At 65.7% G+C, this 25,441-nt stretch carries 27 protein-coding genes, 1 tRNA gene and 1 riboswitch; of the genes, 17 read left to right on the top strand and 11 right to left on the bottom strand.

Annotated elements, in window-relative coordinates; genetic code table 11:
- The first annotated feature begins 14 nt into the window (after window positions 1-14).
- Window positions 15-902 (top strand): UTP--glucose-1-phosphate uridylyltransferase GalU, encoded by an 888-nt coding sequence (gene galU, locus QYL93_RS19370; protein WP_305745176.1) that lies wholly within the window; start codon window positions 15-17, stop codon window positions 900-902.
- Window positions 903-1,026: 124 nt separating this feature from the next.
- On the opposite strand, the gene QYL93_RS19365 is transcribed toward galU, so the two are convergent.
- The 3 genes from QYL93_RS19365 to cysM form a co-directional block, all read right to left on the bottom strand.
- A complete protein-coding gene (locus QYL93_RS19365) occupies window positions 1,027-1,266 on the bottom strand; it encodes a sulfurtransferase TusA family protein (protein ID WP_305745175.1) in 240 nt (79 codons plus the stop codon).
- Between the two features lie 5 nt (window positions 1,267-1,271).
- The gene (locus QYL93_RS19360; protein WP_057201294.1) at window positions 1,272-1,838 is read right to left on the bottom strand and encodes an NUDIX domain-containing protein; all 567 of its coding nucleotides are present in this window, start codon (window positions 1,836-1,838) and stop codon (window positions 1,272-1,274) included.
- 124 nt (window positions 1,839-1,962) lie between these two features.
- Window positions 1,963-2,865: a cysteine synthase CysM gene (cysM, locus tag QYL93_RS19355; protein ID WP_305745174.1), complete on the bottom strand. Its 903-nt coding sequence runs from the start codon at window positions 2,863-2,865 to the stop codon at window positions 1,963-1,965.
- A gap of 41 nt (window positions 2,866-2,906) precedes the next feature.
- Between cysM and QYL93_RS19350 the strand changes: the two genes are divergently transcribed.
- The 4 genes from QYL93_RS19350 to QYL93_RS19335 all read left to right on the top strand — a co-directional run bounded on the left by QYL93_RS19350 (window position 2,907) and on the right by QYL93_RS19335 (window position 5,631).
- Window positions 2,907-2,991, top strand: a tRNA-Leu gene (locus QYL93_RS19350).
- Between the two features lie 455 nt (window positions 2,992-3,446).
- Entirely contained in the window at window positions 3,447-4,172 is a 726-nt protein-coding gene (locus tag QYL93_RS19345) for a DUF433 domain-containing protein (protein ID WP_305745173.1), read from the top strand.
- 5 nt (window positions 4,173-4,177) lie between these two features.
- The gene (locus QYL93_RS19340) at window positions 4,178-4,585 is read left to right on the top strand and encodes a hypothetical protein (protein WP_145695279.1); all 408 of its coding nucleotides are present in this window, start codon (window positions 4,178-4,180) and stop codon (window positions 4,583-4,585) included.
- 821 nt (window positions 4,586-5,406) lie between these two features.
- A complete protein-coding gene (locus QYL93_RS19335; protein WP_305745172.1) occupies window positions 5,407-5,631 on the top strand; it encodes a hypothetical protein in 225 nt (74 codons plus the stop codon).
- Window positions 5,632-5,643: 12 nt separating this feature from the next.
- Here QYL93_RS19335 and QYL93_RS19330 read toward each other — a convergent pair whose 3' ends face one another.
- Window positions 5,644-6,315, bottom strand: coding sequence for a GntR family transcriptional regulator (locus QYL93_RS19330; RefSeq protein ID WP_305745171.1), 672 nt, complete (start codon window positions 6,313-6,315; stop codon window positions 5,644-5,646).
- A gap of 164 nt (window positions 6,316-6,479) precedes the next feature.
- On the opposite strand from QYL93_RS19330, the gene pcaC reads away from it, so the two are divergent.
- The gene (gene pcaC / locus QYL93_RS19325; RefSeq protein WP_305745170.1) at window positions 6,480-6,878 is read left to right on the top strand and encodes a 4-carboxymuconolactone decarboxylase; all 399 of its coding nucleotides are present in this window, start codon (window positions 6,480-6,482) and stop codon (window positions 6,876-6,878) included.
- Window positions 6,879-7,227: 349 nt separating this feature from the next.
- Here pcaC and QYL93_RS19320 read toward each other — a convergent pair whose 3' ends face one another.
- The 3 genes from QYL93_RS19320 to QYL93_RS19310 form a co-directional block, all read right to left on the bottom strand.
- On the bottom strand, window positions 7,228-7,434 hold the full coding sequence (locus QYL93_RS19320) for a hypothetical protein (RefSeq protein ID WP_305745169.1): 207 nt from the start codon (window positions 7,432-7,434) through the stop codon (window positions 7,228-7,230).
- 101 nt (window positions 7,435-7,535) lie between these two features.
- A complete protein-coding gene (locus QYL93_RS19315) occupies window positions 7,536-7,769 on the bottom strand; it encodes a hypothetical protein (protein WP_305745168.1) in 234 nt (77 codons plus the stop codon).
- 226 nt (window positions 7,770-7,995) lie between these two features.
- Window positions 7,996-8,925, bottom strand: a complete 930-nt coding sequence (locus tag QYL93_RS19310) for a LysR family transcriptional regulator (protein ID WP_305745167.1) — start codon at window positions 8,923-8,925, stop codon at window positions 7,996-7,998.
- Between the two features lie 209 nt (window positions 8,926-9,134).
- On the opposite strand from QYL93_RS19310, the gene QYL93_RS19305 reads away from it, so the two are divergent.
- From QYL93_RS19305 to QYL93_RS19295, 3 genes are all read left to right on the top strand, one after another.
- Window positions 9,135-10,334, top strand: a complete 1,200-nt coding sequence (locus QYL93_RS19305; RefSeq protein ID WP_305745166.1) for an acyl-CoA dehydrogenase — start codon at window positions 9,135-9,137, stop codon at window positions 10,332-10,334.
- 102 nt (window positions 10,335-10,436) lie between these two features.
- On the top strand, window positions 10,437-11,690 hold the full coding sequence (locus tag QYL93_RS19300) for a CaiB/BaiF CoA-transferase family protein (protein ID WP_305745165.1): 1,254 nt from the start codon (window positions 10,437-10,439) through the stop codon (window positions 11,688-11,690).
- A gap of 241 nt (window positions 11,691-11,931) precedes the next feature.
- Window positions 11,932-13,533: a methyl-accepting chemotaxis protein gene (locus QYL93_RS19295; RefSeq protein ID WP_305745164.1), complete on the top strand. Its 1,602-nt coding sequence runs from the start codon at window positions 11,932-11,934 to the stop codon at window positions 13,531-13,533.
- A gap of 157 nt (window positions 13,534-13,690) precedes the next feature.
- On the opposite strand, the gene QYL93_RS19290 is transcribed toward QYL93_RS19295, so the two are convergent.
- The 3 genes from QYL93_RS19290 to QYL93_RS19280 all read right to left on the bottom strand — a co-directional run bounded on the left by QYL93_RS19290 (window position 13,691) and on the right by QYL93_RS19280 (window position 16,306).
- Window positions 13,691-14,206 (bottom strand): 6,7-dimethyl-8-ribityllumazine synthase, encoded by a 516-nt coding sequence (locus QYL93_RS19290; RefSeq protein WP_305745163.1) that lies wholly within the window; start codon window positions 14,204-14,206, stop codon window positions 13,691-13,693.
- 179 nt (window positions 14,207-14,385) lie between these two features.
- A riboswitch (FMN riboswitch) is annotated at window positions 14,386-14,583 on the bottom strand.
- 84 nt (window positions 14,584-14,667) lie between these two features.
- Window positions 14,668-15,153 carry a hypothetical protein gene (locus QYL93_RS19285; protein ID WP_305745162.1) on the bottom strand — a complete coding sequence of 162 codons (486 nt, stop codon included), beginning with the start codon at window positions 15,151-15,153 and terminating at the stop codon, window positions 14,668-14,670.
- A 175-nt stretch (window positions 15,154-15,328) separates the two neighbouring features.
- A complete protein-coding gene (locus QYL93_RS19280; protein WP_305745161.1) occupies window positions 15,329-16,306 on the bottom strand; it encodes a LysR family transcriptional regulator in 978 nt (325 codons plus the stop codon).
- Between the two features lie 147 nt (window positions 16,307-16,453).
- On the opposite strand from QYL93_RS19280, the gene QYL93_RS19275 reads away from it, so the two are divergent.
- The 7 genes from QYL93_RS19275 to QYL93_RS19245 all read left to right on the top strand — a co-directional run bounded on the left by QYL93_RS19275 (window position 16,454) and on the right by QYL93_RS19245 (window position 23,556).
- Window positions 16,454-17,464 carry a TRAP transporter substrate-binding protein gene (locus QYL93_RS19275; protein ID WP_305745160.1) on the top strand — a complete coding sequence of 337 codons (1,011 nt, stop codon included), beginning with the start codon at window positions 16,454-16,456 and terminating at the stop codon, window positions 17,462-17,464.
- Between the two features lie 68 nt (window positions 17,465-17,532).
- A complete protein-coding gene (locus QYL93_RS19270; protein ID WP_305745159.1) occupies window positions 17,533-19,314 on the top strand; it encodes an IlvD/Edd family dehydratase in 1,782 nt (593 codons plus the stop codon).
- 51 nt (window positions 19,315-19,365) lie between these two features.
- Window positions 19,366-20,580 (top strand): fumarylacetoacetate hydrolase family protein, encoded by a 1,215-nt coding sequence (locus tag QYL93_RS19265; protein ID WP_305745158.1) that lies wholly within the window; start codon window positions 19,366-19,368, stop codon window positions 20,578-20,580.
- A 38-nt stretch (window positions 20,581-20,618) separates the two neighbouring features.
- The gene (locus QYL93_RS19260) at window positions 20,619-21,203 is read left to right on the top strand and encodes a TRAP transporter small permease (RefSeq protein WP_305745157.1); all 585 of its coding nucleotides are present in this window, start codon (window positions 20,619-20,621) and stop codon (window positions 21,201-21,203) included.
- The gene (locus QYL93_RS19255) at window positions 21,200-22,480 is read left to right on the top strand and encodes a TRAP transporter large permease (protein WP_305745156.1); all 1,281 of its coding nucleotides are present in this window, start codon (window positions 21,200-21,202) and stop codon (window positions 22,478-22,480) included. Before QYL93_RS19260 ends, QYL93_RS19255 begins: the two co-directional genes overlap by 4 nt.
- 114 nt (window positions 22,481-22,594) lie before the next feature.
- Entirely contained in the window at window positions 22,595-22,915 is a 321-nt protein-coding gene (locus QYL93_RS19250) for a hypothetical protein (RefSeq protein WP_305745155.1), read from the top strand.
- Window positions 22,916-23,046: 131 nt separating this feature from the next.
- Complete coding sequence (locus tag QYL93_RS19245; RefSeq protein ID WP_370877004.1) at window positions 23,047-23,556, top strand: low molecular weight protein tyrosine phosphatase family protein; 510 nt, start codon at window positions 23,047-23,049, stop codon at window positions 23,554-23,556.
- 22 nt (window positions 23,557-23,578) lie between these two features.
- Here QYL93_RS19245 and QYL93_RS19240 read toward each other — a convergent pair whose 3' ends face one another.
- Complete coding sequence (locus tag QYL93_RS19240; protein WP_305745154.1) at window positions 23,579-24,514, bottom strand: class I SAM-dependent methyltransferase; 936 nt, start codon at window positions 24,512-24,514, stop codon at window positions 23,579-23,581.
- 247 nt (window positions 24,515-24,761) lie between these two features.
- Between QYL93_RS19240 and QYL93_RS19235 the strand changes: the two genes are divergently transcribed.
- The gene (locus QYL93_RS19235; protein ID WP_305745153.1) at window positions 24,762-25,430 is read left to right on the top strand and encodes a CPBP family intramembrane glutamic endopeptidase; all 669 of its coding nucleotides are present in this window, start codon (window positions 24,762-24,764) and stop codon (window positions 25,428-25,430) included.
- The last annotated feature ends 11 nt before the right edge of the window (window positions 25,431-25,441 follow it).

The raw sequence follows: 25,441 nt of genomic DNA, 5'->3' as shown, positions 1-25,441 counted from the left end.
CTGCAAGGAGCCCCATGACCGCTGCATCCGCCATCCGCAAAGCCGTTTTCCCCGTTGCCGGTCTGGGTACGCGCTTTCTGCCCGCCACCAAGGCATCGCCCAAAGAGATGCTGCCCGTGGTGGACAAGCCGCTGATCCAGTACGCCGTGGAAGAGGCCTACGCCGCCGGCATCCGCCACATGATCTTCGTGACGGGCCGCAGCAAGCGCGCCATCGAGGACCATTTCGACACCGCCTACGAGCTCGAAAGCGAGCTGGAGGCTGCCGGCAAGCACGAGCTGCTGGCCCTGGTGCGCTCGGTGCAGCCCGACGACATGGACTGCGCCTTCGTGCGCCAGCCCCGCTCCCTGGGCCTGGGCCATGCCGTGCTGTGCGCCGAGCCCCTGGTGGGCAAGGAGCCGTTCGCCGTGCTGCTGGCCGACGATCTGATGGTCGGCCCCAAGGGCGGCCAGCCGGTGCTGGCCCAGATGGCAGCGGCCTTTCGCCAGCAGGGCCGCTCGGTCATCGCCGTGCAGGAGGTGCCCGAGGACCAGGTGCACAAGTACGGCATCGTGGCCGGTGAATCCGCCGGGGGCCCGCTGATCCGCATCGAGCGCATCGTCGAAAAGCCCAAGGCCGACGTGGCCCCCTCGCGCATGGGCGTGGCCGGCCGCTACATCCTCACGCCCGGCGTGTTCGACGAGATCCGCAACCAGCCGCGCGGCGTGGGCGGCGAGATCCAACTCACCGACGGCATCGCCCGCCTGATGCAGCACGAAGCGGTCTACGCCTTCCAGTACGAAGGCAAGCGCTACGACTGCGGCAGCAAGGAGGGTTTCCTCGAAGCCACCGTGGAGTTGGCCCTGGAGCACCCACAGGTGGGCGCCCACTTCCGTGAATACCTCAAGGGGCTGAGCCTGTAAGGCAGCAGCCCTTGCCGCAGTCGATGCGGCAGACCCCATTTGAAAAATCCTCCCATTGCCAACGCAGTAGGAGGATTTTTAACTGGGACGGGCATTCTTCTCGCCCGCGTTCAAGCCGCCTTCTTCAGCGGCGGCGCAGGATGTGGATGAACTCTTTGCTTTCGTCTTCGCCCTCGGTGGTCTGCTCCACCAACTCGTTGCCGGTCTGCTTGGCAAACGCCTGGAAGTCACGCACCGAGCCCACGTCGGTGGACACGACCTTGAGCAACTGGCCGCTGGCCAGGTCGGCCAGCGCCTTCTTGGCCTTGAGGATGGGCAGGGGGCAGTTCAGTCCGCGCGTGTCGATTTCTTTGTGGATGTCCATGGTCGTCAGTCCTTTGGCGGCAGGTCCAGGCCGCGGCGTCGCTCTGCATTTTCTTCGGCGGTGAAGAACACCGGCTCGTGCCCGCGCGTGCGCAGCCAGTCGGCCAGCGCATAGCCGGTGCCGGCAGGCCAGCACTTGAGGTCAGCCAGATCGTACATCCGGTAGTCCACCAGCTCGGGCGATAGCTTCACCTCGCCATGGGCCACCACATGGTAGGCAATGATGACCTGGTTCATGCGCATGAACTCGTAGGCTCCCACCAGCGTGGTGGCGGTCACGTCGAGGTTCGTCTCTTCCTTTACCTCGCGCGCGATGCCTTCCTGCGGCGATTCGCCCGCCTCCATGAAGCCGGTGATCAGCGCAAACATCTTGCCCGGCCACGCCGCATTGCGCGCCAGCAGCACCTGGCCATTGACCTCCACGATGGCGGCGAGCACCGGCGTGGGGTTGTTCCAGTGCGTCCAGCCGCAGGCCGGGCAGCGAAGGCGCTGCTTGTCGCCACCATCCTCTGCCACGGTGATGAGGGCCAGCGGTGTGCCGCAATGGGTGCAATGGCGGGGTTCGTACTGCATGTTGCTCTTGATTTTATAGCGTCAGCCGCCCCGGATACGGGCCGGCTGCTGCCTGGATTGGTTCATCGTGCGGGGCCAGCGGGCCACGCCACCACAGCGTAGCAGCGGTGGCCGGCCAGCGCCGTCACGCGGGGAACACCCCGGTGGAGAGGTAGCGGTCGCCCCGGTCACAGACAATGAAGACGATGGTCGCATTGCTCACGCGCTGCGACAGCTGCAGCGCCGCCCAGCAGGCCCCTGCCGCCGAGATGCCGCCGAAGATGCCTTCCTCGCGCGCCAGGCGCCGGGCCATGTCCTCGGCATCGTCCTGGCTCACGTTCACGGTTTCGTCCACGGCACTCGGGTCGAAAATCTTGGGCAGGTATTCCTGCGGCCACTTGCGGATGCCGGGGATGCGCGAGCCCTCCTGCGGCTGCGCACCGATGATCTGGATCCCGGCGTTCTTTTCCTTCAAGAAGCGCGACACGCCCGTGATGGTGCCCGTGGTGCCCATGGCGCTCACGAAGTGGGTGATGCGCCCATCGGTCTGCTCCCACAGCTCGGGGCCCGTGGTCTCGTAGTGGATGCGCGGGTTGTCGGCATTGGCGAACTGGTCGAGCACCTTGCCCTCGCCACGCTTTTGCATGGCCTCGGCCAGGTCGCGCGCATGCTCCATGCCACCGCTCTTGGGCGTGAGCACCAGGTCGGCGCCAAAGGCCTTCATGGTCTGGGCACGTTCGACCGACAGGTCTTCGGGCATCACCAGCACCATGCGGTACCCCTTGATCGCTGCCGCCATGGCCAGCGCGATGCCGGTATTGCCCGAGGTCGCCTCGATGAGGGTATCGCCCGGGCGGATGTCGCCGCGCTCTTCGGCGCGGCGGATCATCGACAGCGCCGGCCGGTCTTTCACCGAGCCCGCAGGGTTGTTGCCTTCGAGCTTGCCCAGGATCACGTTGCCCCGCGCGGTGCTGTCTGCCGCCCCAATGCGCTGCAGCGCCACCAGCGGCGTCTTGCCAATCGCGTCTTCAATCGTCGGATATTTCATGCGCCCTACTGTGCCATAATTTGAGTCTTCACGAATTCCCTGCCCGGGTGGTGAAATTGGTAGACGCAGGGGACTCAAAATCCCCCGCCGCAAGGCGTGCCGGTTCGATTCCGGCCCCGGGCACCATGGCTTGCTTGCTATGGTTTTAGGAATGTGTTCCGCAAAGTGGAATGAGCTGAGCGCTATCGATGCGCCATTGCCCGCCCGCTGGCGGCAGCTTCACCCTCCTGCTGAGAGTTTTTGTGCAGCGCCATCAGCTCCTGAGCCCGGCCCTCGGCGCTATCGTGCATCTCCTCGGCCGTCACGCTGCAGCTATATTGCGCAGCGGGTTCTCGGCCACCAGCAAGATGGCACCTCGGATATTGCAGGCCTCCCAGGCGCCTGGCCGCGACTGCCTGTTACTCGGCAGCCCGGCTTTGCAGGTCAGGTCTCAGGCCACGCCCACGACGTTCCCGCCCTCCATGGCAGCGCGTGAAGCAGCACCGCCAGCCGGGCCACCACGCGCCGCGGCACTCTCGCCCAATGAGAGATGTCACCCGTCCCTAGGAACACGAAATCCATTCCTGTAAACTTTCATTCACATGTATCTCGGCACCGGAATCTATTCAGTCCTTGAGGCCTCCCGGCTCATTGCCGTGCCAACAAGGGACATTCGGCGCTGGCTTTTCGGGTATCACTACCGGAAGACGCCTGGCGATGCCGAGTCGCGGGTAGATATCGCCCCCCTGTGGCAGACACAACTGGTGGGCGAAGACTTCGAAGAAGATGTCATCGGGTTCCAGGACCTGCTTGAACTGCGTTTCATCCGGGAATTCATGCGCAACGGTGTTTCCCTTCGGGTGGTCCGGCACTGCTTGAATTCCGCAAGGGATCTCTACGGCGTCTCGCACCCGATGTCTTTGCCCAAGTTCATGACCGATGGCCGCACGATCTATGCGGAGGCAGTTTCAGAAGAGCACATTGCCGCGTCCATGGTGGACCTGAGGAGCAAGCAAACGGTATTCAAGGACATCATTCGTCCCTCGTTGTATTCAGGGATCGTCTATGACGGTGACCGAGCATCAAAGTGGTACCCAGAGCGCTCCGCAAGACGCTCCTCCCCGATCGTGATCGATCCCAAGCGACAGTTTGGCAGTCCCATCGTTGAGGAAACGGGCACACCTACCAGTGTGATCTACGCCTCCTATGTCGCGGAGGGAGGCGACCACCAAGCCCAAGCTGTCACAGCCCGCGTCTACGAGATGCCCGTCAAGTATGTAGAAGCTGCAGTCCGCTTTGAGGAAAGTCTCAAGCGGACCCTACATTGAACTTCTTGTTCGACGCCAACATGCCGCCCGGCAACTGGGTGGCAGGCATCGCTTCCCTCAGCGTTGCGCGCTTCGAAGACAACCAGATCGGCGAGGTTGTTCACCTGACCTCCAAATTCAAGCGGAACACGCCCGATGTGGAATGGCTTGAGGCATTGGGGCAGGAGCGCGGCAAGTGGACCATCATCTCTCAGGACGCATTCCGAAAGCGGAATGGCGCCGAGCGCGAGTTGCTTCGCCGCTATAACCTCTCCGTGTTCGTCTTGCAGAAATCGTGGGCCAGTCGGCAGTACTGGGACAAGACCGCACAGTTCGTTCATTGGTGGCCCCGAATCGTCATACAGGCGTGCACTACGGAACGCGCCGCCCTCGAGGTTCCCTGGAACACTTCGGGGAAATTTCAACAGATCTAGCGAGTCAGAGCACTCTGCCTATTCCCCGAATCGAGGAGACCCCTCATGGGAACATCCAGCCTCATACATGGCTCATCGTCGAGTGGGAAACCGGGCGGCTTGACCAGCACATCCCCGGGCGTTGCGCGCGCCGCAATGGCGCATCTTGGCGATCTCGTCCAAGGTCATGAGGTCGTTCATCTTGCGTATCCCTGCCGGGTGGCGTCCTACAGCGAACCGCCCGCACCGCACCCTGATATCGCACGATGTTCCTCAAGCTTCACGTGACCTCGCTACCCGACTTTGGAGCCGGCCTACGAGCACTGGAAGCCGCCCGCGCCGCGTGCACCGCAGCAGGAGCGCCGCCCCTCATCGCCTGACGCGACAGTATGGCGCTCGAAGATTGGTATGCCGGCGCCCCCCTGACAGCAGGGTGTCCGATGATGAGCTAATGGCGGCCGATGCATGGGGATCCAGCGCATTGTGGTGGCCTACTCAACTTAGGAGCCCGCGATGCGTGACCTTGAAACCTTCGCAGGCCTGCTGCTCATGAATTCCCACCGTGTCCAGTACCTCCTGTACAAGAACGGGCCAACACACATGCGCGAAGGGGAGGCTAATGAAGTACGCCGCATCGTCCACAAGCGCGCACCGTGGCTCACGGTGATACCAGTGCCACCGCAGCGCTGCCGCATCGCTGGCCGATGGGGATGCGGGATTCACGGCGGGGCGTAAGGCATCCCGGATTTGCCCTCTTTCAGAGCCCAAAGAACCATCAGAGAATGTTCGTTGGCTTGAGTACTGATCCGACAGTGAAACAGCAGCAAATCAGGAGATTTCTCATGTTCGATACCGGCCGATGGAATGTGACCGACCCCACCGGGAAACACGTGGGCGTGGTCGATGGCGACGAGTACGTGCGCGATGGCGAACACCTGCTCTACCGCATCGACGGCAATGAACTCTACTCCGCGGGTCCCGAAGGGCGCCTCTACGGCTTCATCGAGGGCGACCTGGTGATCGCCCCGGCGACCAGCGCGCTGCTGCTGCGCTTCATCCAGGAATAAGCCAGCGCCCTGTTACCCCTTGTGCTCCATGCTCCGGAGCACGTTCTCCCCGGCCTTCTGCACATGCGCGGCCGACAGCTTGGCCGCTGCCTCGCCATCGCCGCGCTCGATGGCCGACACGATGGCGTTCAACTCCTGCAGCGTGTGGGGCAGCCGCTCGGGCTGGGCCATGGAGATGCGGCGCAGCACCGTCACGCGGTTGTTGAGCTGGCGCAGCATCTGGCCGGCGACGAGGTTGCCGCAACCGTCGACGAGGATTTCGTAGAACTGGTTCTTGGCCTGGAGCAGCCGGACCCGGTCCTGCGCCAGGGCGGGTTTGGCCAGTTCGTTGAGCTTGGCGCGCAGGGCGCGCACCTGCTCGGGCGGGGCGTTGAGCGCGAATCCCCTGGCGGCCAGGCTTTCGAGGTGGGCGCGCACTTCGTAGATGTCGCGCACCTCACTGGGCGAGATGGTGCTCACTTCGGGCCCGCGGTGCGGGACGGTAGTGATCAGCCCTTCGGCCTGCAGGTGCTGCAGGGATTCGCGCACGCAGGAGCGGCTGACCTCCAGGCTTTCACACAGCTCGCGCTCCGAGAGCTTCTGGCCGGGCGAAAAGACCCCGTCGAGGATGGCCTGGCGCAGCGCGCTGGTGGCGCGCTCGCGCAGGGAGGTTTCTTCACGGGGCACACGGAGCATGGCGGTCATCGCGGCATCCTAGCGGATCTTCCTGCAAACAGATTGTCCGACAACCATACAGCGCTTGCTCAAGACCGATCGCCATCATATGATTGTCTGACAATCTTATTGTATTTAATCTGCAGCACAAGCTTCCGCTGCGCTTTTCATTCCTTTGCCCTCCAGGAGTTTTCATGACCCGAGCCTTCGCACCGAAGAACCCCGCCCTGTTCGACCAGGGCCTGTCTACCCGCCGCGAGGTGTTGGGTGCCGCCTACGTGGATGCCGCGATCCAGAACGCGACGGACTTCAACATCGACATGCAGGAGATGGTGACCCAGTACTGCTGGGGCGATGTGTGGAACCGGCCCGGGCTGGACCGCAAGACGCGCTCGTTCCTGAACCTGGCCATGCTCACGGCGTTGAACCGCCCGCACGAACTCAAGCTGCATGTGCGCGGCGCCATCAACAATGGGCTGACGCGTGACGAGGTGAAGGAAGTGTTCCTGCAAACCGCGATCTACTGCGGCGTGCCCGCAGCGATCGACTCCTTCCGCGTGGCGGCGGAGGTTTTCAAAGAAATGGACCAGTAACGGAGACGAACCAAGGCACCACACCGGGGTGTGGCGCCTTGCGCCCACGGGCCCTGCAACCGACCCTGAGGGCCGGGCGGGCTAGGGCCTGTTCACACTAATTTCGGGGATCGCGTTGCCCGGCCTGGGGGCTGGATGCAAGGCGCCCGCGTGCAGCAAGGTGTGCACCTTGCAAGCGCGGGCAACGCCGCAGACGGCACCCAGGCCGGGCAACCCGAAGGGAAGGCCCTTGCCGGCGCGCCACTCGTCGCTGCGCTCCTTGCGTGTGCACATGCACACGCTGCGTCACGCGCCTAGACTGGCACGCCGGCAAGGGCCTTCGCGACCCCGAAATTAGTGTGAACAGGCCCTAAGGCTTGCGCGCGCCCGACGCAATCTCGTCCAGCGCCTGCATGGCCTCTTCGCGGCTGGCCCAACCGTCGTTGGTCACGAGGGTGTTGTGCCCATCGATCACCAGGTTGCTGCAGTAGTACCGGCCCGCCTGCTCGCGCAGCGTGGCCGAGTAGGTCGATCCGTCGTACTCACCGAAATCGTTCTCTTCGCGCGGGTCTTGCATCATGGCCTCCTTGTGTTTGCCATTGTGCGATGACCTGCTGCCCCGGTGTGTAGGCGCAGTGCGCAGGGCCTGCCCAAGACGGCAGGCCGCGAGCGCCGTGGTCAGTTGTTCTGCCTGCGCACCAGATGGCGGCCGGTGTCGGTGATGGCCAGTTGGCCCGAGGCGTTCTTGGTGATGAAGCCGTGCTCGTACAAGCGCCCGGACAGATGCTCCTTGAGCGCCGAGGTGACGCTGATGTTCTCCATCTCCAGGTGCTTCAAGGCGGCGAGTTCGTCCACCGTAGGCTCGAAATGGGGGGCATGGTAGACGGGGCTGTAGTTCGCGTTCAATGTCATGACGGCTCCTTGATGAAATAGTGAAGGTATGAGGTGCCCGCATGGCCCCGAGGACTCTTTTCTCCCCGAAGCCACACACGGGTGTGACCCGCGCACCGCGCATACGTTCCGTCCATCTTTCCAACCGGGCTGTAGGATCAGGGAGGACGCGGCCCTCACCCCACCATTGCCCGCGCCACCAGCGTAGACCTGTCCGCCGCAAGGCGCAAGCGGGGGAGCCCCTTGCTCAGGCACTGCCCTGAGCGGCCTCCCGCAGCCATTGCGAAAACGCCGCCAGCACCGGCGACTGCACATGCGCGGGGCTCACCAGGTAGTAGCCGCGCTCGCCCTGCAGCGGTTGGTTGCAGGCGACCACCAGTTCGCCGCGTGCCAGCTCCGCCTCGATGAGCAGGGGCGGGATCAGCGCCACGCCCAGGCCGCAAGTGGCGGCCACGGCGAGCATGGAGAACAGCTCGTAGCGCGGGCCGTCGAGCGCATGCGGCGCATCGACGCCCATGGCCTCGAACCACTGGCGCCAGCCATAGGGGCGCGTGCTTTGCTGCAGCAGGGGCAGCTCGGTCAGCACGGCAGGGGCCACGGGCTGGTAGGCGCGGCCCAGGCCGCGCTGGGCGGCGGCTTCGAGCAGGCGCGGGCTGCATACGGGCACCACGTCCTCGTGCATGAGCAACTGCGCCTTGATGCCGGGCCAGTTGGCCACCTGCTCGGCGGTGCCGGCGTACAGGGCGGCGTCGAACGGGGCGTCGGCAAACAAAAAGGGCCGGGTCTGCGTCTCGATGTGCACCACGATGTCGGGGTGCTGCTGCGCCAGTTGCGGCAGGCGCGGTATCAGCCAGCGGGTGGCAAAGGTGGGCACCGCCGCCAGCGACAGCGTGCCGCCCTGGCCCTGGTGGGCCATCACATCGAGCGTGTCGCGCTCCAGACCCTGCAGCCAGCGTGCGACCTGGCGGCCATAGTGCGCGCCGGCAGGCGTGAGCACCACGCCATGGCGTGTGCGCCGGAACAGCGCTACGCCCAGAAACTCCTCCAGCGCCTGGATCTGGCGCGACACCGCGCTTTGGGTAAGCGACAGCTCCTGCGCAGCACGGGTGTAGCTCTCGTGGCGGGCGGCGACTTCGAAACAGGCCAGGGCCTGGGTAGAGGGAATATTGCGGCGCATGCTGAACAGGAACTTGAAAACACCGAATCGGCAGCCAACCGACCTTGGACCACCTAATTGCGCAGTATTCCATACATTCCAAAAACGCATTTCTGGATGAAAAGAACTCGCTTGCTGACAAGCAGCGACAGGCCTACGATGGCACCCACTCGCAGCACGGCCCGTACCGTGCCCCCTCTTTCATCTGCTTCTTCACGGAGACACGCACCATGGCCAAAAACGCCGCTTTCCATTGGGACGACCCCTTTCTTCTCGACCAGCAACTGAGCGATGACGAGCGCATGATCCGCGACGCGGCTGCGGCCTACTGCCAGGACAAGCTGGCGCCGCGCGTGCTCGACGCCTTCCGCCACGAGAAGATGGACGTGAGCATCTTCCGCGAGATGGGCGAAGTGGGCCTCTTGGGCCCCACCATCCCCGAGCAGTACGGCGGCCCGGGCCTGAACTATGTGGCCTACGGCCTGATTGCCCGCGAAGTGGAGCGTGTGGATTCGGGCTACCGCTCGATGGCCAGCGTGCAGAGCTCGCTGGTGATGGTGCCGATCTATGAATTTGGCACCGAAGCCCAGCGCCAGAAGTATTTGCCCAAGCTGGCCAGCGGCGAGTGGATCGGCTGCTTCGGCCTGACCGAGCCCGACCATGGCTCGGACCCCGGCAGCATGGCCACGCGCGCCTACAAGGTGGACGGTGGCTACAAGCTCAAGGGCAGCAAGATGTGGATCACCAACAGCCCCGTGGCCGACGTTTTCGTGGTCTGGGCCAAGGAAGTTTCCGAAGGCGGCGCTGTGGGCCCCATCCGCGGCTTTGTGCTCGAAAAGGGCATGAAGGGGCTGACGGCCCCCGCCATCCACGGCAAGGTGGGCCTGCGCGCCAGCGTGACGGGCGAGATCGTGATGGACGACGTGTTCGTGCCTGAAGAAAACGCCTTCCCCGAAGTGCAGGGCCTCAAGGGCCCCTTCACCTGCCTGAACAGCGCACGCTACGGCATTGCCTGGGGTGCCCTGGGCGCAGCCGAGTTCTGCTGGCACACCTCGCGCCAGTACACGCTGGACCGCAAGCAGTTCGGCCGCCCCCTGGCTGCCAACCAGTTGATCCAGAAGAAGCTGGCCGACATGCAGACCGAGATCGCCATCGGCCTGCAGGCCTGCCTGCGCCTGGGCCGCATGAAGGACGAAGGCACCGCCGCCGTGGAAGCCACTTCCATCATCAAGCGCAACAGCTGCGGCAAGGCGCTGGACATCGCTCGCCTGGCCCGCGACATGATGGGCGGCAACGGCATCAGCGATGAGTTCGGCGTGGCCCGCCACCTGGTGAACCTGGAAGTGGTGAACACCTATGAAGGCACGCACGACGTGCATGCGCTGATCCTGGGCCGTGCGCAAACCGGTATTGCTGCATTCAGCAACTAAGCCCAACAAAGGCGCGCCAGCGCGCCCTGCCCTTTTACGGCCGCTGCCCCATGCATGGTGCGGCGGCCGTCTGTCCTTTCACGATTTGCAGTTCCTGACCCTATGACCACACCTTCTGTCGGCGCCCTCGATGGCATCAAAGTCCTGGACCTCTCGCGCGTGCTGGCGGGCCCGTGGTGCACGCAGATCCTGGCGGACCTGGGCGCCGACGTGGTCAAGGTGGAGCGCCCCGGCGCGGGCGACGACACGCGCCACTGGGGCCCTCCGTTCCTGAAGGACGCCGAGGGCAACGACACCAACCAGGCCAGCTACTTCACGGCCTGCAACCGCAACAAGCGCTCGGTCACCATCGACATGGCCACGCCCGAGGGGCAGCAGCTCATCCGCGACATGGCGCTGCAAAGCGACATCGTGGTGGAGAACTTCAAGGTCGGGGGCCTCAAGCAGTACGGGCTGGACCATGCGAGCCTGCGCGCGCTGAACCCACGCCTGATCTACTGCTCGGTGACCGGCTTCGGGCAGGACGGGCCGTATGCCGAGCGCGCGGGCTACGACCTCATGATCCAGGCCATGACCGGCATGATGAGCATCACCGGCCGGGGCGACGCCGAGCCCGGCGGCGGCCCGCTGCGCGTGGGCGTGGCGCTCACCGACCTGTTCACGGGCGTGTACGCCAGCACGGCCATCGTCGCCGCGCTCAACGTGCGCCACAGCACGGGTGAAGGTCAGCACATCGACATGTCGCTGCTGGACGTGGGCATGGCCATCCTGGCCAACCAGGCCGCGGGCTTTCTGGCAACGGGCAATGCCCCCACGCGCCAGGGCAACAGCCACCCGAGCCTGGCGCCCTACCAGGACTTCCCCACACAGGACGGCGCCATGCTGCTGGCCATTGGCAACGATGGCCAGTTCGCGCGCTTTTGCACCGCCGCTGGCCAGCCCCAGTGGGCCAGCGACGAACGCTTTGCCACCAACACGCTGCGCGTGAAGCACCGCGCCGAACTGATCCCTGCCATGGAGGCGCTGACCCGCACGCGCACCACGGCCGAGTGGATCACCCTGCTCGAAGACAAGGCCGTGCCCTGCGGCCCCATCAACACCATTGCCCAGGCCTTCGACGACGCGCAGGTCAAGGCGCGCGGCCTGGCCGTGGCCCTGCCGCGCTGGAAGGACGGCGAGGCCGGTGACGGCGTCACCCACATCACCGGCGTGGCCAGCCCGCTGCGCCTGTCGGCCAACCCGCCGACGCTGCGCAATGCGCCGCCGGCGCTGGGGCAGCACACCGACGAGGTGCTGGCCGAGCTGGGGCTGGATGCGGCGCGCATTGCGCAGTTGCGCGCATCCGGCGTACTGTGAGACCCGCCCTCGCACGCATCAGGGCGCTCGTTGCCCCGCCGCAACGGGCGATGGGCTGTGCCCAACCGTCGCCAGCAAGATTTGTGCAATACCCCTGCTGCAGCGCAGCAAAAAGCGCACACAAATTTTTACAACACCCATAATGAAGCCACGAGCCGGGTGCTGATCGCCCGCACCGGGGGACGCGCCGGGCTCCAGATCCACCGACACGGTGGCCCATGGCATGCAAGGAGCCTCCTCCATGAAGCTCAGTCTCAAACTTCCCCTGGCCTTCACGGCCTCTCTGCTGCTGTTGTTCGCCGCCGCCCTGTTCGGCATCAGCCGCCTGAACCAGGCGCTCGACACCTACCAGACGACCGTGGCGCAAAGCTACCTGCACGAGCGCATGGCGTCGGATGTGCTCAATGGCTTCAAGGTGCAGGTGCAGGAATGGAAGAACGTGCTGATCCGCGGCAAGGACCCGGCCCAGCTCACGCGCTATTGGGCCGCGTTCGAAAAGCAAGAGAAATCCGTCAGTGACCAGGCGCAAAAACTGATCGCCGCCCTGCCCCCTGGCGAGGGACGCGAGCGCGTGGTGAAATTTGCGCAGGCCCACGAGCGCATGGGCACGGCCTACCGCAAGGGCTTCGAGGCATTCAAGGCGGCTGGCCAGGACGTGGAAGCGGGCGACAAGGCCGTTCAGGGCATGGACCGCGAGCCATCGCAGTTGCTCGACCAGGCGGGTGAGCTGATCGCCAAGGCCAGCAGCGAAGTGGCCGACCGCGCGGCCGCCACCGCATCGCGCGCCACGACCATCAGCCTGGCGGTGATGCTGGTGGTGTGCGCCCTGGGCATAGCCGGCGCCATCATGTTCAGCCGCACCGTGACGCAGCCGCTGGGCAATGCCGTGCTGGTGTCGCAGGCCGTGGCCAGCGGTGACCTGACGGTGGCCACCGAGGTGCGTGGTAAGGACGAGATTGCGCAACTGCTCAACGCCCTGCACACCATGCAGGACAGCCTGTCGAACGTGGTGAGCAATGTGCGCACGAATGCCGACAGCGTGGCCCTGGCCAGCGCCGAGATCGCACAGGGCAACAACGACCTGTCGGCCCGCACCGAGCAGCAGGCCAGCGCGCTGGAAGAAACCTCGGCTTCGATGGAGGAGCTCAACTCCACCGTCCAGGCCAATGCCGACAACGCCCGCCAGGCCAACCAGTTGGCGATGAGTGCATCGACCGTGGCCGTTCAGGGCGGGGACGTGGTGTCCGAGGTGGTGAAGACCATGAAGGGCATCAACGACAGCAGCAAGAAGATCGCCGACATCATCAGCGTGATCGACGGCATTGCCTTCCAGACCAACATCCTGGCGCTGAACGCGGCGGTGGAAGCCGCCCGCGCAGGCGAACAGGGCCGGGGCTTTGCCGTGGTGGCCAGCGAGGTGCGCAGCCTGGCCGGCCGCAGTGCCGAGGCCGCCAAGGAGATCAAGAGCCTGATCCACGCCAGCGTGGAGCGCGTCGAGCAGGGCACCACGCTGGTCGACAAGGCGGGCGCCACCATGACCGAGGTGGTGGCCTCGATCCGCCGCGTGACCGACATCGTCGGCGAGATCAGCGCCGCCAGCAGCGAGCAGAGCCTGGGGGTGTCCCAGGTGGGCGAAGCCATCACGCAGATGGACCAGGCCACGCAGCAGAACGCGGCCCTGGTAGAAGAAAGTGCGGCCGCGGCCGACAGCCTCAAGGTGCAGGCCCAGCAACTGGTGCAGGCCGTGGCCGTGTTCCGACTGCGCCCGGGTGCCGGTAAAGCCCAGGGCAGCAACGCGCCCACAGTCCCGCTGCACCAGGTGCCCCGGCTGGCGGCGGGCTGAGCGCTTCAGGCCCCGCCGCAAGCGGCCAGGGCCTGCGGAGCCTTGGAGCGGACAACAAAACTCAGCGAAGCGGTTCTGGTTAGGCGCAGCGTCGCAGGCAGTACGAGTAGTACGACAAGGCGCTGCAACGACGCCAGAAGAGTTTTTTTAGCCGCTCTTAGTCTCCGTGGGCGGGCTCCAGCGCGCGAAGGTGGGCCATGGTGGCAAGGCAGGCCTGGGCCACTTCCGTGCCCTTCTTCACGAAGTGCTCGCGGAAGAAGCGCAGGTGCTCTTCGTGCTCGTGGAAGTCGCGCGGCGTGAGCACGGCGCTCATCACTGGCACCTCGGTATCGAGCTGCACGCGCATCAGGCCGTCGATGACGGCCGTGGTCACGAATTCATGGCGGTAGATGCCGCCGTTGACCACCAGGGCACAGGCCACGATGGCGTCGTAGCGCCCGCTTTGCGCAAGCTTCTTGGCCAAAAGCGGGATCTCGAACGCACCCGGTACGTCGAAATGCTCGACCTGGCCAGCGGGCAGGCCGCTGCGGGCGAATTCCGCCACGGCCGCATCGCGGGCCTGGTGGACGATGTCCCGGTGCCAACTGGCACAGATCAGCGCCACGCGCTCGTTGCGCGCTGCGCCGTTGTCGCCTATCGCGGTGACTGCACGGGAAGGGAAGGGCTGATTCATGGATTTTCTCGTATCGAAGAAAAGGATTACCAGAATCAGGGCGCGCGCGAACAAGGCGGCTGCACACGGCATGGCGCACGCGCGGGCAGGCCGCACGGCCGTGCCGGTCCGAAAACCGGCAGCGCCTAGCGGCAACTTGCCCACGCGGGCGCCCACACCTGCGGCAGGGGCCCATGGTTTCGCGATCTCTTTCATCCGGACTGTGACCGTCGGCTCTGGCATCGCACCAGATCTGCTGACCCCGCCGCGTCTGGCGTGCATCCGAAGATCCACCGGCCAGTTGCCACGGGCGCTCGCGGGCTGCTGTGCGGCCCCGGATGGCCCAAGACTGCACAGATACCGCCGGTGGGGAATTGCACCCCGCCCTGAGAACGCTGCCGGACGGAAAGCTTTTCTGCCCGGCACCTCCATTCTAGGGAAAAACCCGCACTTTTGCAGTCGCGAGCAAGACCGGCGCGCTGTCAGCGCGGCTTTTCGAACCCGCTCTCGACCCAGGCCGTGGCGCTGGCCACGGTGAGCTTGAAGCCCGGCGACACGGGCACGCGCGCCAGCTCTTCGCCCAGCTCGTCCTGCGCGCTCAGCGTGGCCGTAGCGCCCTCCTCGTCGGGCACGATGGCCAGCGCAACGCGCAGGCGCTGACCCTGGGCGGTGGTGATGGCCAGGTTCTTGTTGAGCTGGGCGTGCAGCTGCTGCTCATGCCGGCGGAGCACCTCGCTGGCGGTCTTCACCAGGGTGTTGAAGGCCGATACATCGAGCGGCTTGGGGTTCTTCTTGTCGCGCCCCATGGTCCAGGGGCCCACCAGCGCGGGTTCGGCCTCGCCGTGCAGCGTCATGGACACGGCCCAGCCATCGTCGTCCTCGTTCTTGATGACGCGCGCCATCCAGCGCTCGTCGCTCCACAGGCGGGGTTCGTTGATGGGTTCGGGGATGTCCGGGTGATCTGGCATGGGGGTCCCGCAGGGATTCAGAGAGAGAGAGAGAGAGAAAGAAACAAAGAAAGGGCGCAGAGCATAACGGCCTGCGCGCCGGCACCCCTGTACATGCAGGGCTGCAGGCGAAGAGATTGCCTGCATTTTCCAACAAGCTTTTGTTATCGAAGCAGGAGGCGCGGCTGCAGCCGGATCACGGCGCGGTGTCGATGGACGGGGCCGCCACCGCGCGCAGCACGTCGATGAACGCCTGCGCGGCCGGTGTGGGTGGCTCGCCCAGCCGCGTGATGAGGCCATAGTCCGGCATGCGGTCCGGCAGCTCCACCGGAATGCGCGCCAGCAGCCCCTTGTGGATGTAGCGCTCCACCAGCGCCGAGGGCTGCAGCGAAAGCATGTCGGTCGCCTGCATCATCTCCAGCGCGAAAAGGAATGAGGGGGTTTCGACCACCCCCGAAGCGAGTGCCAGCCCGTTGCGCCCGAAGATGTCGTCGGATACCTTGCGCAAGGCCGTCGAGGCGGGGTACAGGATCCAGGGCCAGTGGGACAGCTCCGCCATGCCAAGGTCGCGAACGCCGCGCAGCGGGTGGTGTACGCCCGCAACCACCTGCAGCGGCTCGCTGGACAGGCGCTCGTACTGGAACTGCGTTCGCTGCGTGTCGTCGGTGAAGCGCCCGATCATGAGATCGATCTTGCGCTCCGCCAGCCAGGCGACGAGCTGATCGCTGCTCTGCTCCAGCACCTTGAGCACCAGCAGCGGGCGCAGGCGCTGTATCTCGGCCACGGAGGCGATCAGCACGTGCGCAGCCGACCCTGTGATGGCGCCTATGGTGAGGTGGCCGTGCCCGCCTTGCTTGAGCGCATTGAATTCTTCGACGAATTTGCGGTGCCCGGCCAGCGAGGAGGCGGCATAGCGCAATGTGAACAGGCCCAGTTCGTTGGGCCGCATGCCACGCGACAGGCGCTCGAACAGGCGCGATTCGAGGATCTCCTCGATGTCCATCAGGATCTTGGTGGCCGCTGGCTGGGTGATGTGCATCTGCTCGGCCGTCAGCCGCAGGTTGCGCGTCTGGCCCAGGATGTCCAGAAACTGCAGGTGCCGGAAACGCAGCCTCGCGCAGGCCTGGGCCAGGGACAGGGGTTTACCCGGAAACGGGCCTGAAGTCATAAGCATTTGGAATGGATGCTAGCAAAAAAGTGAGTGGACCCGGCAAGGCCCAAAACCTAATCTCTGCCTTGCGTTCAGGAGGGTCCGTGAGAGACCTGATGGCGCCGATGGGGCAGCCCACCGTGTCCAGCCATTCCATATTTGGAGACATTCATGAAGTTCAAAACACTGGCCCTGGCGGCCACGATCCTGGCCGCCCTGGCCACTCCGGTTTCTGCACAGATCAAGGAACACGTGTTCAAGGTGGGCATCGGCCTGAACGATGACCACCCTCAGGCGCTGGCCGTCAAGCACTTTGCCGAGCAGTTGTCGGCCAAGAGCGGCGGCAAGCTGGTGGCCAAGCTGTACGCGAGCGGGTCGCTGGGCAACGACGTGACCATGACCTCGGCGCTGCGCGGCGGCACCCTGGAGATGACGATTCCCGACAGCTCGACCCTGATGTCGCTGATCAAACCCTTCGGTGTGCTGAACCTGCCCCTGACCTTCAACACCGAGCAGGAGGCCGATGCCGTGCTCGATGGCCCCTTCGGCCAGAAGCTGCTGGCCAAGCTGCCTGAAAAAGGCCTGGTGGGCCTGGGCTTCTGGGAGAACGGGTTTCGCCACGTCACCAACTCGCGCCGCCCGATCACCAAGGCCGATGACCTGGCGGGCCTGAAGCTGCGCGTGATCCAGAGCCCCCTGTTCCTGGACACCTTCAACGCCCTCGGGGCCAACGCCACGCCCATGCCGTTCACCGAGCTGTATTCGGCGATGGAGCAGGCCGCCGTGGATGGCCAGGAGAACCCGCCCGCCACCATCCTGTCGAGCAAGTTCTACGAGGTGCAAAAGCACCTGGTGCTGTCGCGCCACATGTACAGCGCCTGGGTGCTGTTGATGTCCAAGAAGGCCTGGGACGGCCTCTCGGCCCAGGAGCAGAAGATCGTGCAGGAGGCAGCCCGCGAGGCCACGCTGTTCGAGCGCAAGACCATCCGCGCCTTCAGCGAGACGGCCCTGGGCGAACTCAAGAAGGTGGGCATGCAGGTGACCGAACTGTCGCCCGCTGAACAAGCCAGGATGCGCACCAAGCTGCAGCCGGTGCTGGCCAAGTACGGCAAGGAATTCGGGGAAGAGACCACCGGCGAGCTGAACGCCGAACTGGCCAAGGTGCGCGGCACTGCCAAGTGATCCGGCCGGCGCGGGCTCTGCCCCGCGCCAACGCGACAGCCCTTCTCCCCTTTTTCAGAAGCCACGCCATGGACAAGACACCCCGCCGCCCGTTTCGCTCGCGCGAGTGGTTCGCCGACCCCGAGCGCTCGGACATGACCGCGCTCTACCTCGAACGCTTCATGAACTACGGGCTCACGCCCGAGGAACTGCGCTCGGGCCGGCCCATCATCGGCATTGCGCAGACCGGCAGCGACCTGTCGCCCTGCAACCGCATCCATGTGGACTTGGCGCGGCGCGTGCGCGATGGCATCCGCGATGCCGGCGGCATTCCGATGGAATTCCCGGTGCACCCGATCTTCGAGAACTGCCGCCGCCCCACGGCCGCGCTGGACCGCAACCTGGCCTACCTGGGCCTGGTCGAGATCCTGTACGGCTACCCCATCGATGCCGTGGTGCTGACCACGGGCTGCGACAAGACCACGCCGGCCGGCATCATGGCGGCCTCCACCGTGGACATACCGGCCATCGTGCTCTCGGGTGGGCCCATGCTGGATGGCTGGCACGACGGCGAGCTCGTGGGCTCGGGCACCGTGATCTGGCGCAGCCGGCGCCAGCTGGCGGCGGGCGAGATCGGCGAAGAAGAATTTCTGCAGCGCGCCTGCAGCAGTGCCCCGTCTGCCGGCCACTGCAACACCATGGGCACGGCCTCCACCATGAACGCGGTGGCCGAGGCGCTGGGCCTGTCGCTGCCGGGGTGTGCCGCCATACCGGCGCCGTACCGCGAACGCGGCCAGATGGCGTACGAGACCGGGCGGCGCATCGTCGAGATGGCCTTCGAGGACCTTCGGCCCTCGCGCATCCTGAGCCGTGAGAGCTTTCTCAACGCGCTGTCGGTGGTCAGCGTGGCGGGCGGATCGAGCAATGCGCAGGTACACATCATGGCGATGGCGCGGCATGCCGGTGTGGACCTGCGCGCGCAGGATTGGACCACGCACGCCTACGACCTGCCGCTGCTGCTCAACATGCAGCCGGCGGGCAAGTTCCTGGGCGAGCGCTTCTTTCGCGCCGGGGGCGTGCCGGCGCTGATGTGGGAGCTGCAGCAGGCCGGGCGCTTGCGCGGCGACTGCCTGAGCGTGACCGGCAAGACCGTGGCCGACAACCTGCAGGGCCGCGAGACCCGTGACCGCGAAGTGATTTTCCCCTTTGAAGCGCCCTTGATGCACAAGGCCGGCTTCCTGGTGCTCAGGGGCAATCTGTTCGACTTCGGGATCATGAAGACCTCGGTGATTTCCGAGGCGTTTCGCCAGCGTTACCTGAACCGACCCGGGGCAGAAGGCGTCTTCGAGGCCCGTGCCGTCGTGTTCGACGGTGCCGACGACTACCACGCGCGCATCAATGATCCGGCTCTAGACATCGACGAAGGCTGCATCCTGGTGATGCGCGGTGCCGGCCCCATCGGCTGGCCGGGCTCGGCCGAGGTGGTCAACATGCAACCACCCGACGCCCTGATCCGCCGTGGCATCACCACCTTGCCCACCCTGGGGGATGGCCGCCAGTCGGGCACGGCCGACAGCCCGTCGATCCTCAACGCCTCGCCCGAAAGCGCGGTAGGCGGCGGCCTTTGCTGGCTGCAGAGCGGCGACACCATCCGCATCGACCTCACGGCCGGCCGCTGCGATGCGCTGGTGGCGCCCGAAGAGATCGCACGCCGCCGCCGCGAGCTGCCGGCGCCCCCGGTGCCCAAAAGCCAGTCGCCCTGGGAAGCGCTGTACCGCGAGAAGACCGGGCAACTGGTCGATGGCGCCACGCTGGACTTTGCCCTCGACTACCGCCGCATCTCAGAAACGACACCGCGCCACAACCACTGACCGGCCCCCGGGGCGGGTTGGCACCGATCTCGAACTTTCAAGGACTTCCCGATGAGTGAAACAACAGCGGCCACCGTGGCCGGTGCGGCGATGCACGCCCATATCCTGCCCGAAGACGGCCTGGCCGGTACCCTGGTAGGCCGCGCCTGGGTCGATGGCAGCCCGCCTGGGCCCGCCGTGGTGGCATTGCGCGCCGATGGCGTCTATGACCTGAGCCAGCACTACCCCACCATGAGCACCCTGCTGGACACGCCCCGGCCCGCCGAGGCGGCGCAGGCGGCCCCGGGCCGGTACCTGTGCAGCGTGCTCGAACTGCTTGCCAACAGCCAGCCCGGCCTGCGCGACACCGCACGCCCCTGGCTGCTGGCACCCTGCGACCTGCAGGTGGTGAAGGCGGCTGGCGTGACCTTTGCGGCGAGCCTGATCGAACGGGTGATCGAAGAGCAGGCACGGGGCGACGCCAGCCGCGCCCAGGGCCTGCGCAGCCAGGTGATCGGCCTGATCGGCGACAGCCTGGCCGACATCCGCCCGGGCTCTGAGCAGGCCATGGCCTTGAAGGCCCTGCTGCAGCACAAGGGCCTTTGGTCGCAGTACCTCGAAGTGGGCATCGGCCCCGATGCCGAGGTGTTCACCAAGGCCCCGGTGCTGGCCTCGGTGGGCACTGGCGAGGACATCGGCATCCGCGCCGACTCGGCGTGGAACAACCCCGAGCCCGAGGTGGTGCTGGCGGTGAACAGCCGTGGCGACATCGTGGGCGCCACCCTGGGCAACGACGTCAACCTGCGCGACATCGAAGGCCGCAGCGCGCTGCTGCTGGGCAAGGCCAAGGACAACAACGCCTCCTGCGCCATCGGCCCCTTCATCCGCCTGTTCGATGCCAGCTTCGGCCTGGACCAGGTGCGCAGCGAGACCGTGCACCTGCACGTGGCGGGTGCGGACGGCTTCGAGCTGCGCGGCATCAACACCATGGCCAGCATCAGCCGCGACCCGGTCGACCTGGTGGCCCAGACCCTGGCCGCGCACCAGTACCCCGATGGTTTCATGCTGTTCCTGGGCACCCTGTTCGCTCCCATCGAGGACCGCGACCAGCCCGGCAGCGGCTTCACCCACAAGCTGGGCGATGTGGTCACCATCCACAGCGCCTGGCTCGGCGCACTGCACAACACGGTGACCCACAGCGAGACGGCACCGCCCTGGCGCTTCGGCCTCAGGGCCTTCATCGCCAACCTGGCCGCGCGCGGCCTGCTGCGCAACGCGGTGCTCTGAAGAGCCGCTGGTTCCACCACCCAGGAGGCAATCAACACATGCTCGACCGCTTCATCGACCGGTACGTCCGGGCCCTCAACCTGATCATCGCGCTGGCGCTGGCCGCCATGGTGGTGCTGGTCTTCGGCAACGTGGTGCTGCGCTACGTTTTCAACTCCGGCATCACGGTCAGCGAAGAGCTTTCGCGCTGGCTCTTCATCTGGATCACCTTCCTGGGCGCGGTGGCCGCCATCAAGGAGAACGCCCATCTGGGCACGGACATGCTGGTGTCCCGGCTGCCCGTGAAAGGCAAGAAGGTCTGCATGGTGATCGGGCAGGTGCTGATGCTCTACATCACCTGGCTTTTCTTCGAGGGCAGCTACAAGCAGATGAAGATCAACTGGGATGTGGAGGCGCCGGTCACCGGGGCCTCGATGGCCTTCTTTTACGCATCGGGCGTGGTGTTTTCGGTGTGCGCAAGCTTTCTGCTGGTGCTGCAGTTGTTGCGCGTGCTGACCGGCAAGCTCAGCGAGGCCGAACTGGTGATGGTCAAGGAGTCCGAAGAGCAGGCCGAACTGGAGGCCCTGCAGGCCGAACTCGCACGCGAGAACGCCGCCCCCGGAAAACCGGAGACAAGACCATGACCGTGCTGATTTTTCTCGGTGGCCTGCTGGGCGCCATGGCCCTGGGCATCCCCATCGCCTATGCGCTGCTGGCCTCAGGCGTGGGCCTGATGTGGCACCTCGATCTGTTCGACTCCCAGATCCTGGCGCAGAACTTCATTAACGGCGCGGACAGCTTTCCGCTGCTGGCCGTGCCCTTCTTCATGCTGGCGGGCGAGATCATGAACGTGGGCGGCCTGTCGCAGCGCATCGTGAACTTCGCGCTGGCGCTGGTTGGGCATGTCAAAGGGGGCCTGGGCTATGTGGTGATCCTGGCGGCATGCTTGCTGTCCTCGCTGTCGGGCTCGGCCGTGGCCGACGCTGCGGCATTGACGGCACTGCTGCTGCCCATGATGGTCAAGGCCGGGCACAAGAAGGAGGTGTCGGGCGGGCTGATCGCGGCCTCGGGCGTCATCGGGCCCATCATCCCTCCGAGCATCGGCTTCGTGATCTTTGGCGTGGCGGCCAACGTCTCCATCAGCAAGCTGTTCATCGCCGGCATCTTTCCGGGCATCATGATCGGCCTGGGCCTGGCGGCCACCTGGTGGTGGGTGGGGCGCAAGGAGGAGCTGGCCCTGCCCGAGAAAAAGAGCACTGCCGAGCTCTGGCGCGCCGCACGCGAATCGGTCTGGGCCCTGACGCTGCCGGTGTTCATCCTCGTGGGCCTGCGCATGGGCGTCTTCACGCCCACCGAAGCCGCCGTGGTGGCGGCCGTGTACTCGCTGTTCGTGGCCAGCGTCATCTACCGTGAGCTGCCGCTGTCCGCCCTGCTGCCGATCTTCACCACCGCCGCCAAGACCACCGCCGTGGTGATGTTCCTCGTGGCCGCGGCCATGGTGTCGTCGTGGCTGATCACGGTGGCCAACCTGCCGGCCCAGATGGTCGAGCTGCTCAAGCCACTGATGGGCAACCAGACGCTGCTGCTGATCGCCATCATGGTGCTGGTGATGCTGGTGGGCACCGCGATGGACATGACGCCCACCATCCTGATCCTGACCCCGGTGCTGATGCCCGTCATCAAGGCGGCGGGGATCGACCCGGTCTACTTCGGCGTGCTGTTCATCATCAACAACTCGATCGGCCTGGTCACCCCGCCGGTGGGCACCATCCTGAACGTGGTGGCCGGCGTGGGCCGCATGAAGATGGACGAGGTGACCCGGGGCGTGCTGCCCTTCATGGCAGCCCAGTTCGCCGTGCTGTTCATCATGGTGCTGTTTCCGCAGACGGTGCTGGCGCCGCTGCGCTGGCTCACGGGCTGACCCGCAGGCGCGTGCTCCGGAGCAGGAGATTTGCCAGAATTTTCTGGATCGAAAGCTGCTTTTGGCGTGCAATCCCTTCTTCTGCCGCAGCCAACCCACCTGGAGATATGCGCCATGCCCGATTTCTACATGCCCTTGTCCGGCCCCGTGAACCAGGCCTTCCAGTACTGGACCAAGATGACGATGGGCCAGGTGGGCCTTATCAACATCAACATGGGCAAGTCTTCGGACCCCGCGCTGGAGCAGAAGATCATCGAGGACGTGGGCAGCTATGGCCGCCAGATCGGGCAGTTGAGCGACGCGCTCCTGGCCGTGCTGCAGCACATGAAAACCGACACCTGGGACGCGGAATCGAAGGAGGCCGTGGAGGCCTTCCGGCTGCAGGTGAAGGAGGTGGCGAAGCTCAAGGAGCGCCATCACCGCGCCAGCCAATGACACCAGGCCCATGCCAAGGCGCAATCGCCGCATCCGGCTTTGAAGGGTGTTGCAAGCGCAGGACACCCGGCTTGGAAGCGCTCCGCAGTGGCGCTACAGTCGGTCGATGACTCCACTTCGACCCTTTCTGCATGCCCCCTGACCCCCAGCGCGACAAGAACTGGAAACTTCTGTACCGCCAGGCTGTACAACGCGCACGGGCGCCAGACCCCAACCAACTCGCCACCTTTAGTGAACCGCTGCCAGGTCAGCCGTTGAGAGACCGCCCTGATCGGCCTGCGCTCCAGCCCGAACAACGGCTCCAGGTACTGTTCATCTGCAGCCGCAACCAGTGGCGCAGCCCTACCGCCGAAAAAGTCTGGCGCAGCCATCCCCAGCTGTCCGTGCGTTCTGCGGGCACCAGTCCCAGCGCGCGGCACCATGTATCCGAAGAGGACTTGCGCTGGGCCCAGGCCATCTTCGTGATGGAAGAAAAGCACAAATCCCGCCTCCTGGCGGAGTTCGGTCGGATCCTGGAGCACAAACCCATCCACGTACTCGACATCCCCGACGAGTACCAGTACATGGACCCGGATCTGGTGGCAGAACTGGAGCGCTCGGTCGGTTCCGTGCTGGGAATCGATGGCGACACCACGCCTTGATCACTCCCACGTGAGCGGCTGATCAGTCCGCCGAGCGATAAGCCAGCACCTTGAGCGAGCGTTCCTGCGACACATCGGCGAACACCGCCGGATTCGCCACGCGCTCGACAAATTCCAGCTCCGGTGCGATCTCGCGCATCTGGTCCTGCAAAAAGGCCAGGCCCAGCTCGGGCGCGTTCAGGCACAGCAGCGCATGGCCCCCAGGGGCCAGCAGGTCGGGCAGGCGGCGCATCAGGCGCGCGTAGTCCTTGGTGGCGACAAAGCTGCCGCGCTGAAAGCTCGGCGGGTCCACGATCACCAGGCCGTAGGGCCCGCCGCGCGTGATCTTGCCCCAGGTGGAGAAGATGTCGTGCGCCAGGAAGCTCGCGCCGGTGGTGATGCCGTTGAGCTGGTGGTTCTGCTGGCCGATGGCGATGGCGCCCTGGGCCATGTCCACGTTGACCACCTGCCTGGCGCCGGCCTGCAGGGCCACCACCGAGAAGGCGCAGGTGTAGGCGAACAAGTTGAGCACCTTGAGGCCGTAGCGGTCGGCGCTTCGCGCAGCGGCGTAGTCGTGCACCCAGCGGCGGCCCTCGGCCATGTCGAGGAACAGGCCGTGGTTCTGGCCCCGGGCCACGTGCACGCGGTAGCGGGCGCCCTGCTCGGTGACGACATGCGGGTCGGGCACGCTGCCGGCCATCAGCCGCGTTTCACTGCGGCCTTCGTGCCGGGTCTGGAAGACCCAGCTCAACGGCTCGCCCGGGTGCAGTTGCTCCCAGCGCGCGGCCAGGGCGGCGCCGATGGTGTCCAGTTCCTCTTCGGCCACGGGCTGGAAGCTGGTGAGCACCCACACGGGCGGGAACACGTCCAGCACCCAGTGCTCGCAGCCCGGGTGCAGGCCGCCACGGCCATGGAACACGCGCTGGGCGTCGGTGGGCATGGGGGCCATCACGGCGATGGCGTTCAACAGGGCTTGCATGGGAGCGGGGATCTACGAAATCTGGAAGGGGGGCAGGACGCACATGCAGCCGGCAACAGGGAGTGTATGCACAGCGCGACTTTGTTCACGAAAGGCTTGCGGCATTGGCGGCCCCGCCTGCGAGAAGGCATGAACATGGCGCCCTGGATCGTACCTGCGACTTTGCGAGCGACGCCAAGGCACATCTTCCACGCCCTTGGCACAGCCTCTGCCGGAGAAACCCTTGCCACCTCCGTCGACCACACCCATGCGCATCGATCAGCGCCAGCAGCGGGTCGTTGCCTGCGCCCTGCTCCCCGTTCTGGCGATCTGGCAGGCCAATGGCCTGTACCTTCCCGCGCTCGCCCAAGGGGGCATGCATCTGTTCTGGATGGCGGATCTGTGCGAGTGGGTGGTCTTGCCCGCAGCATTGTTGTGGCTGCTTGCGCGCGCGGCCTCGCTGCGACCCCGCCACTACGGCCTGGCCGCACCGGCCATGGATTGGCGATTCCTGGCATGGCGGGCCCTTGCGGTCTTCGTGACAGCGGGGCTGGCATTTCTCGTGGCGCGCAACCTGGCGTGGACGCTGCTCCGGCCACCGGCAAGCTCCTGGCCGTTGGCGCAGATGTTTCCGGGTGGCCTGGCCGGGGCGGCCGCCCGCGCCTATGCGGCCTTCAGCGCGGGGCTGGTGGAAAGCATCTTCTTCATCGGACTGCCCTGGCTGCTGTACGCCAGCTACCGCCCAAGGCCCTCGCAGCAATGGTTCGTGCTGGCCGTATCGGCCATCTTCGCGTCGACCCATTGGGAACAAGGCGGCCACCTGGTGGTCGCAGCGTTCTTCGCCCACCTGGTGCTGTGTGCCTGGTTCATCCGCTGGGAAACGCTGTGGCCGGTAGCGCTCGGCCACAGCATGGTGGATCTGGCAAGCTTTGCCTGACCCCAGGACCA

The organism is Acidovorax sp. A1169, from assembly GCF_030704685.1.
Taxonomy (GTDB): Bacteria; Pseudomonadota; Gammaproteobacteria; order Burkholderiales; family Burkholderiaceae_C; genus Acidovorax.
This window is presented reverse-complemented; position numbering and strand designations above follow the sequence as displayed.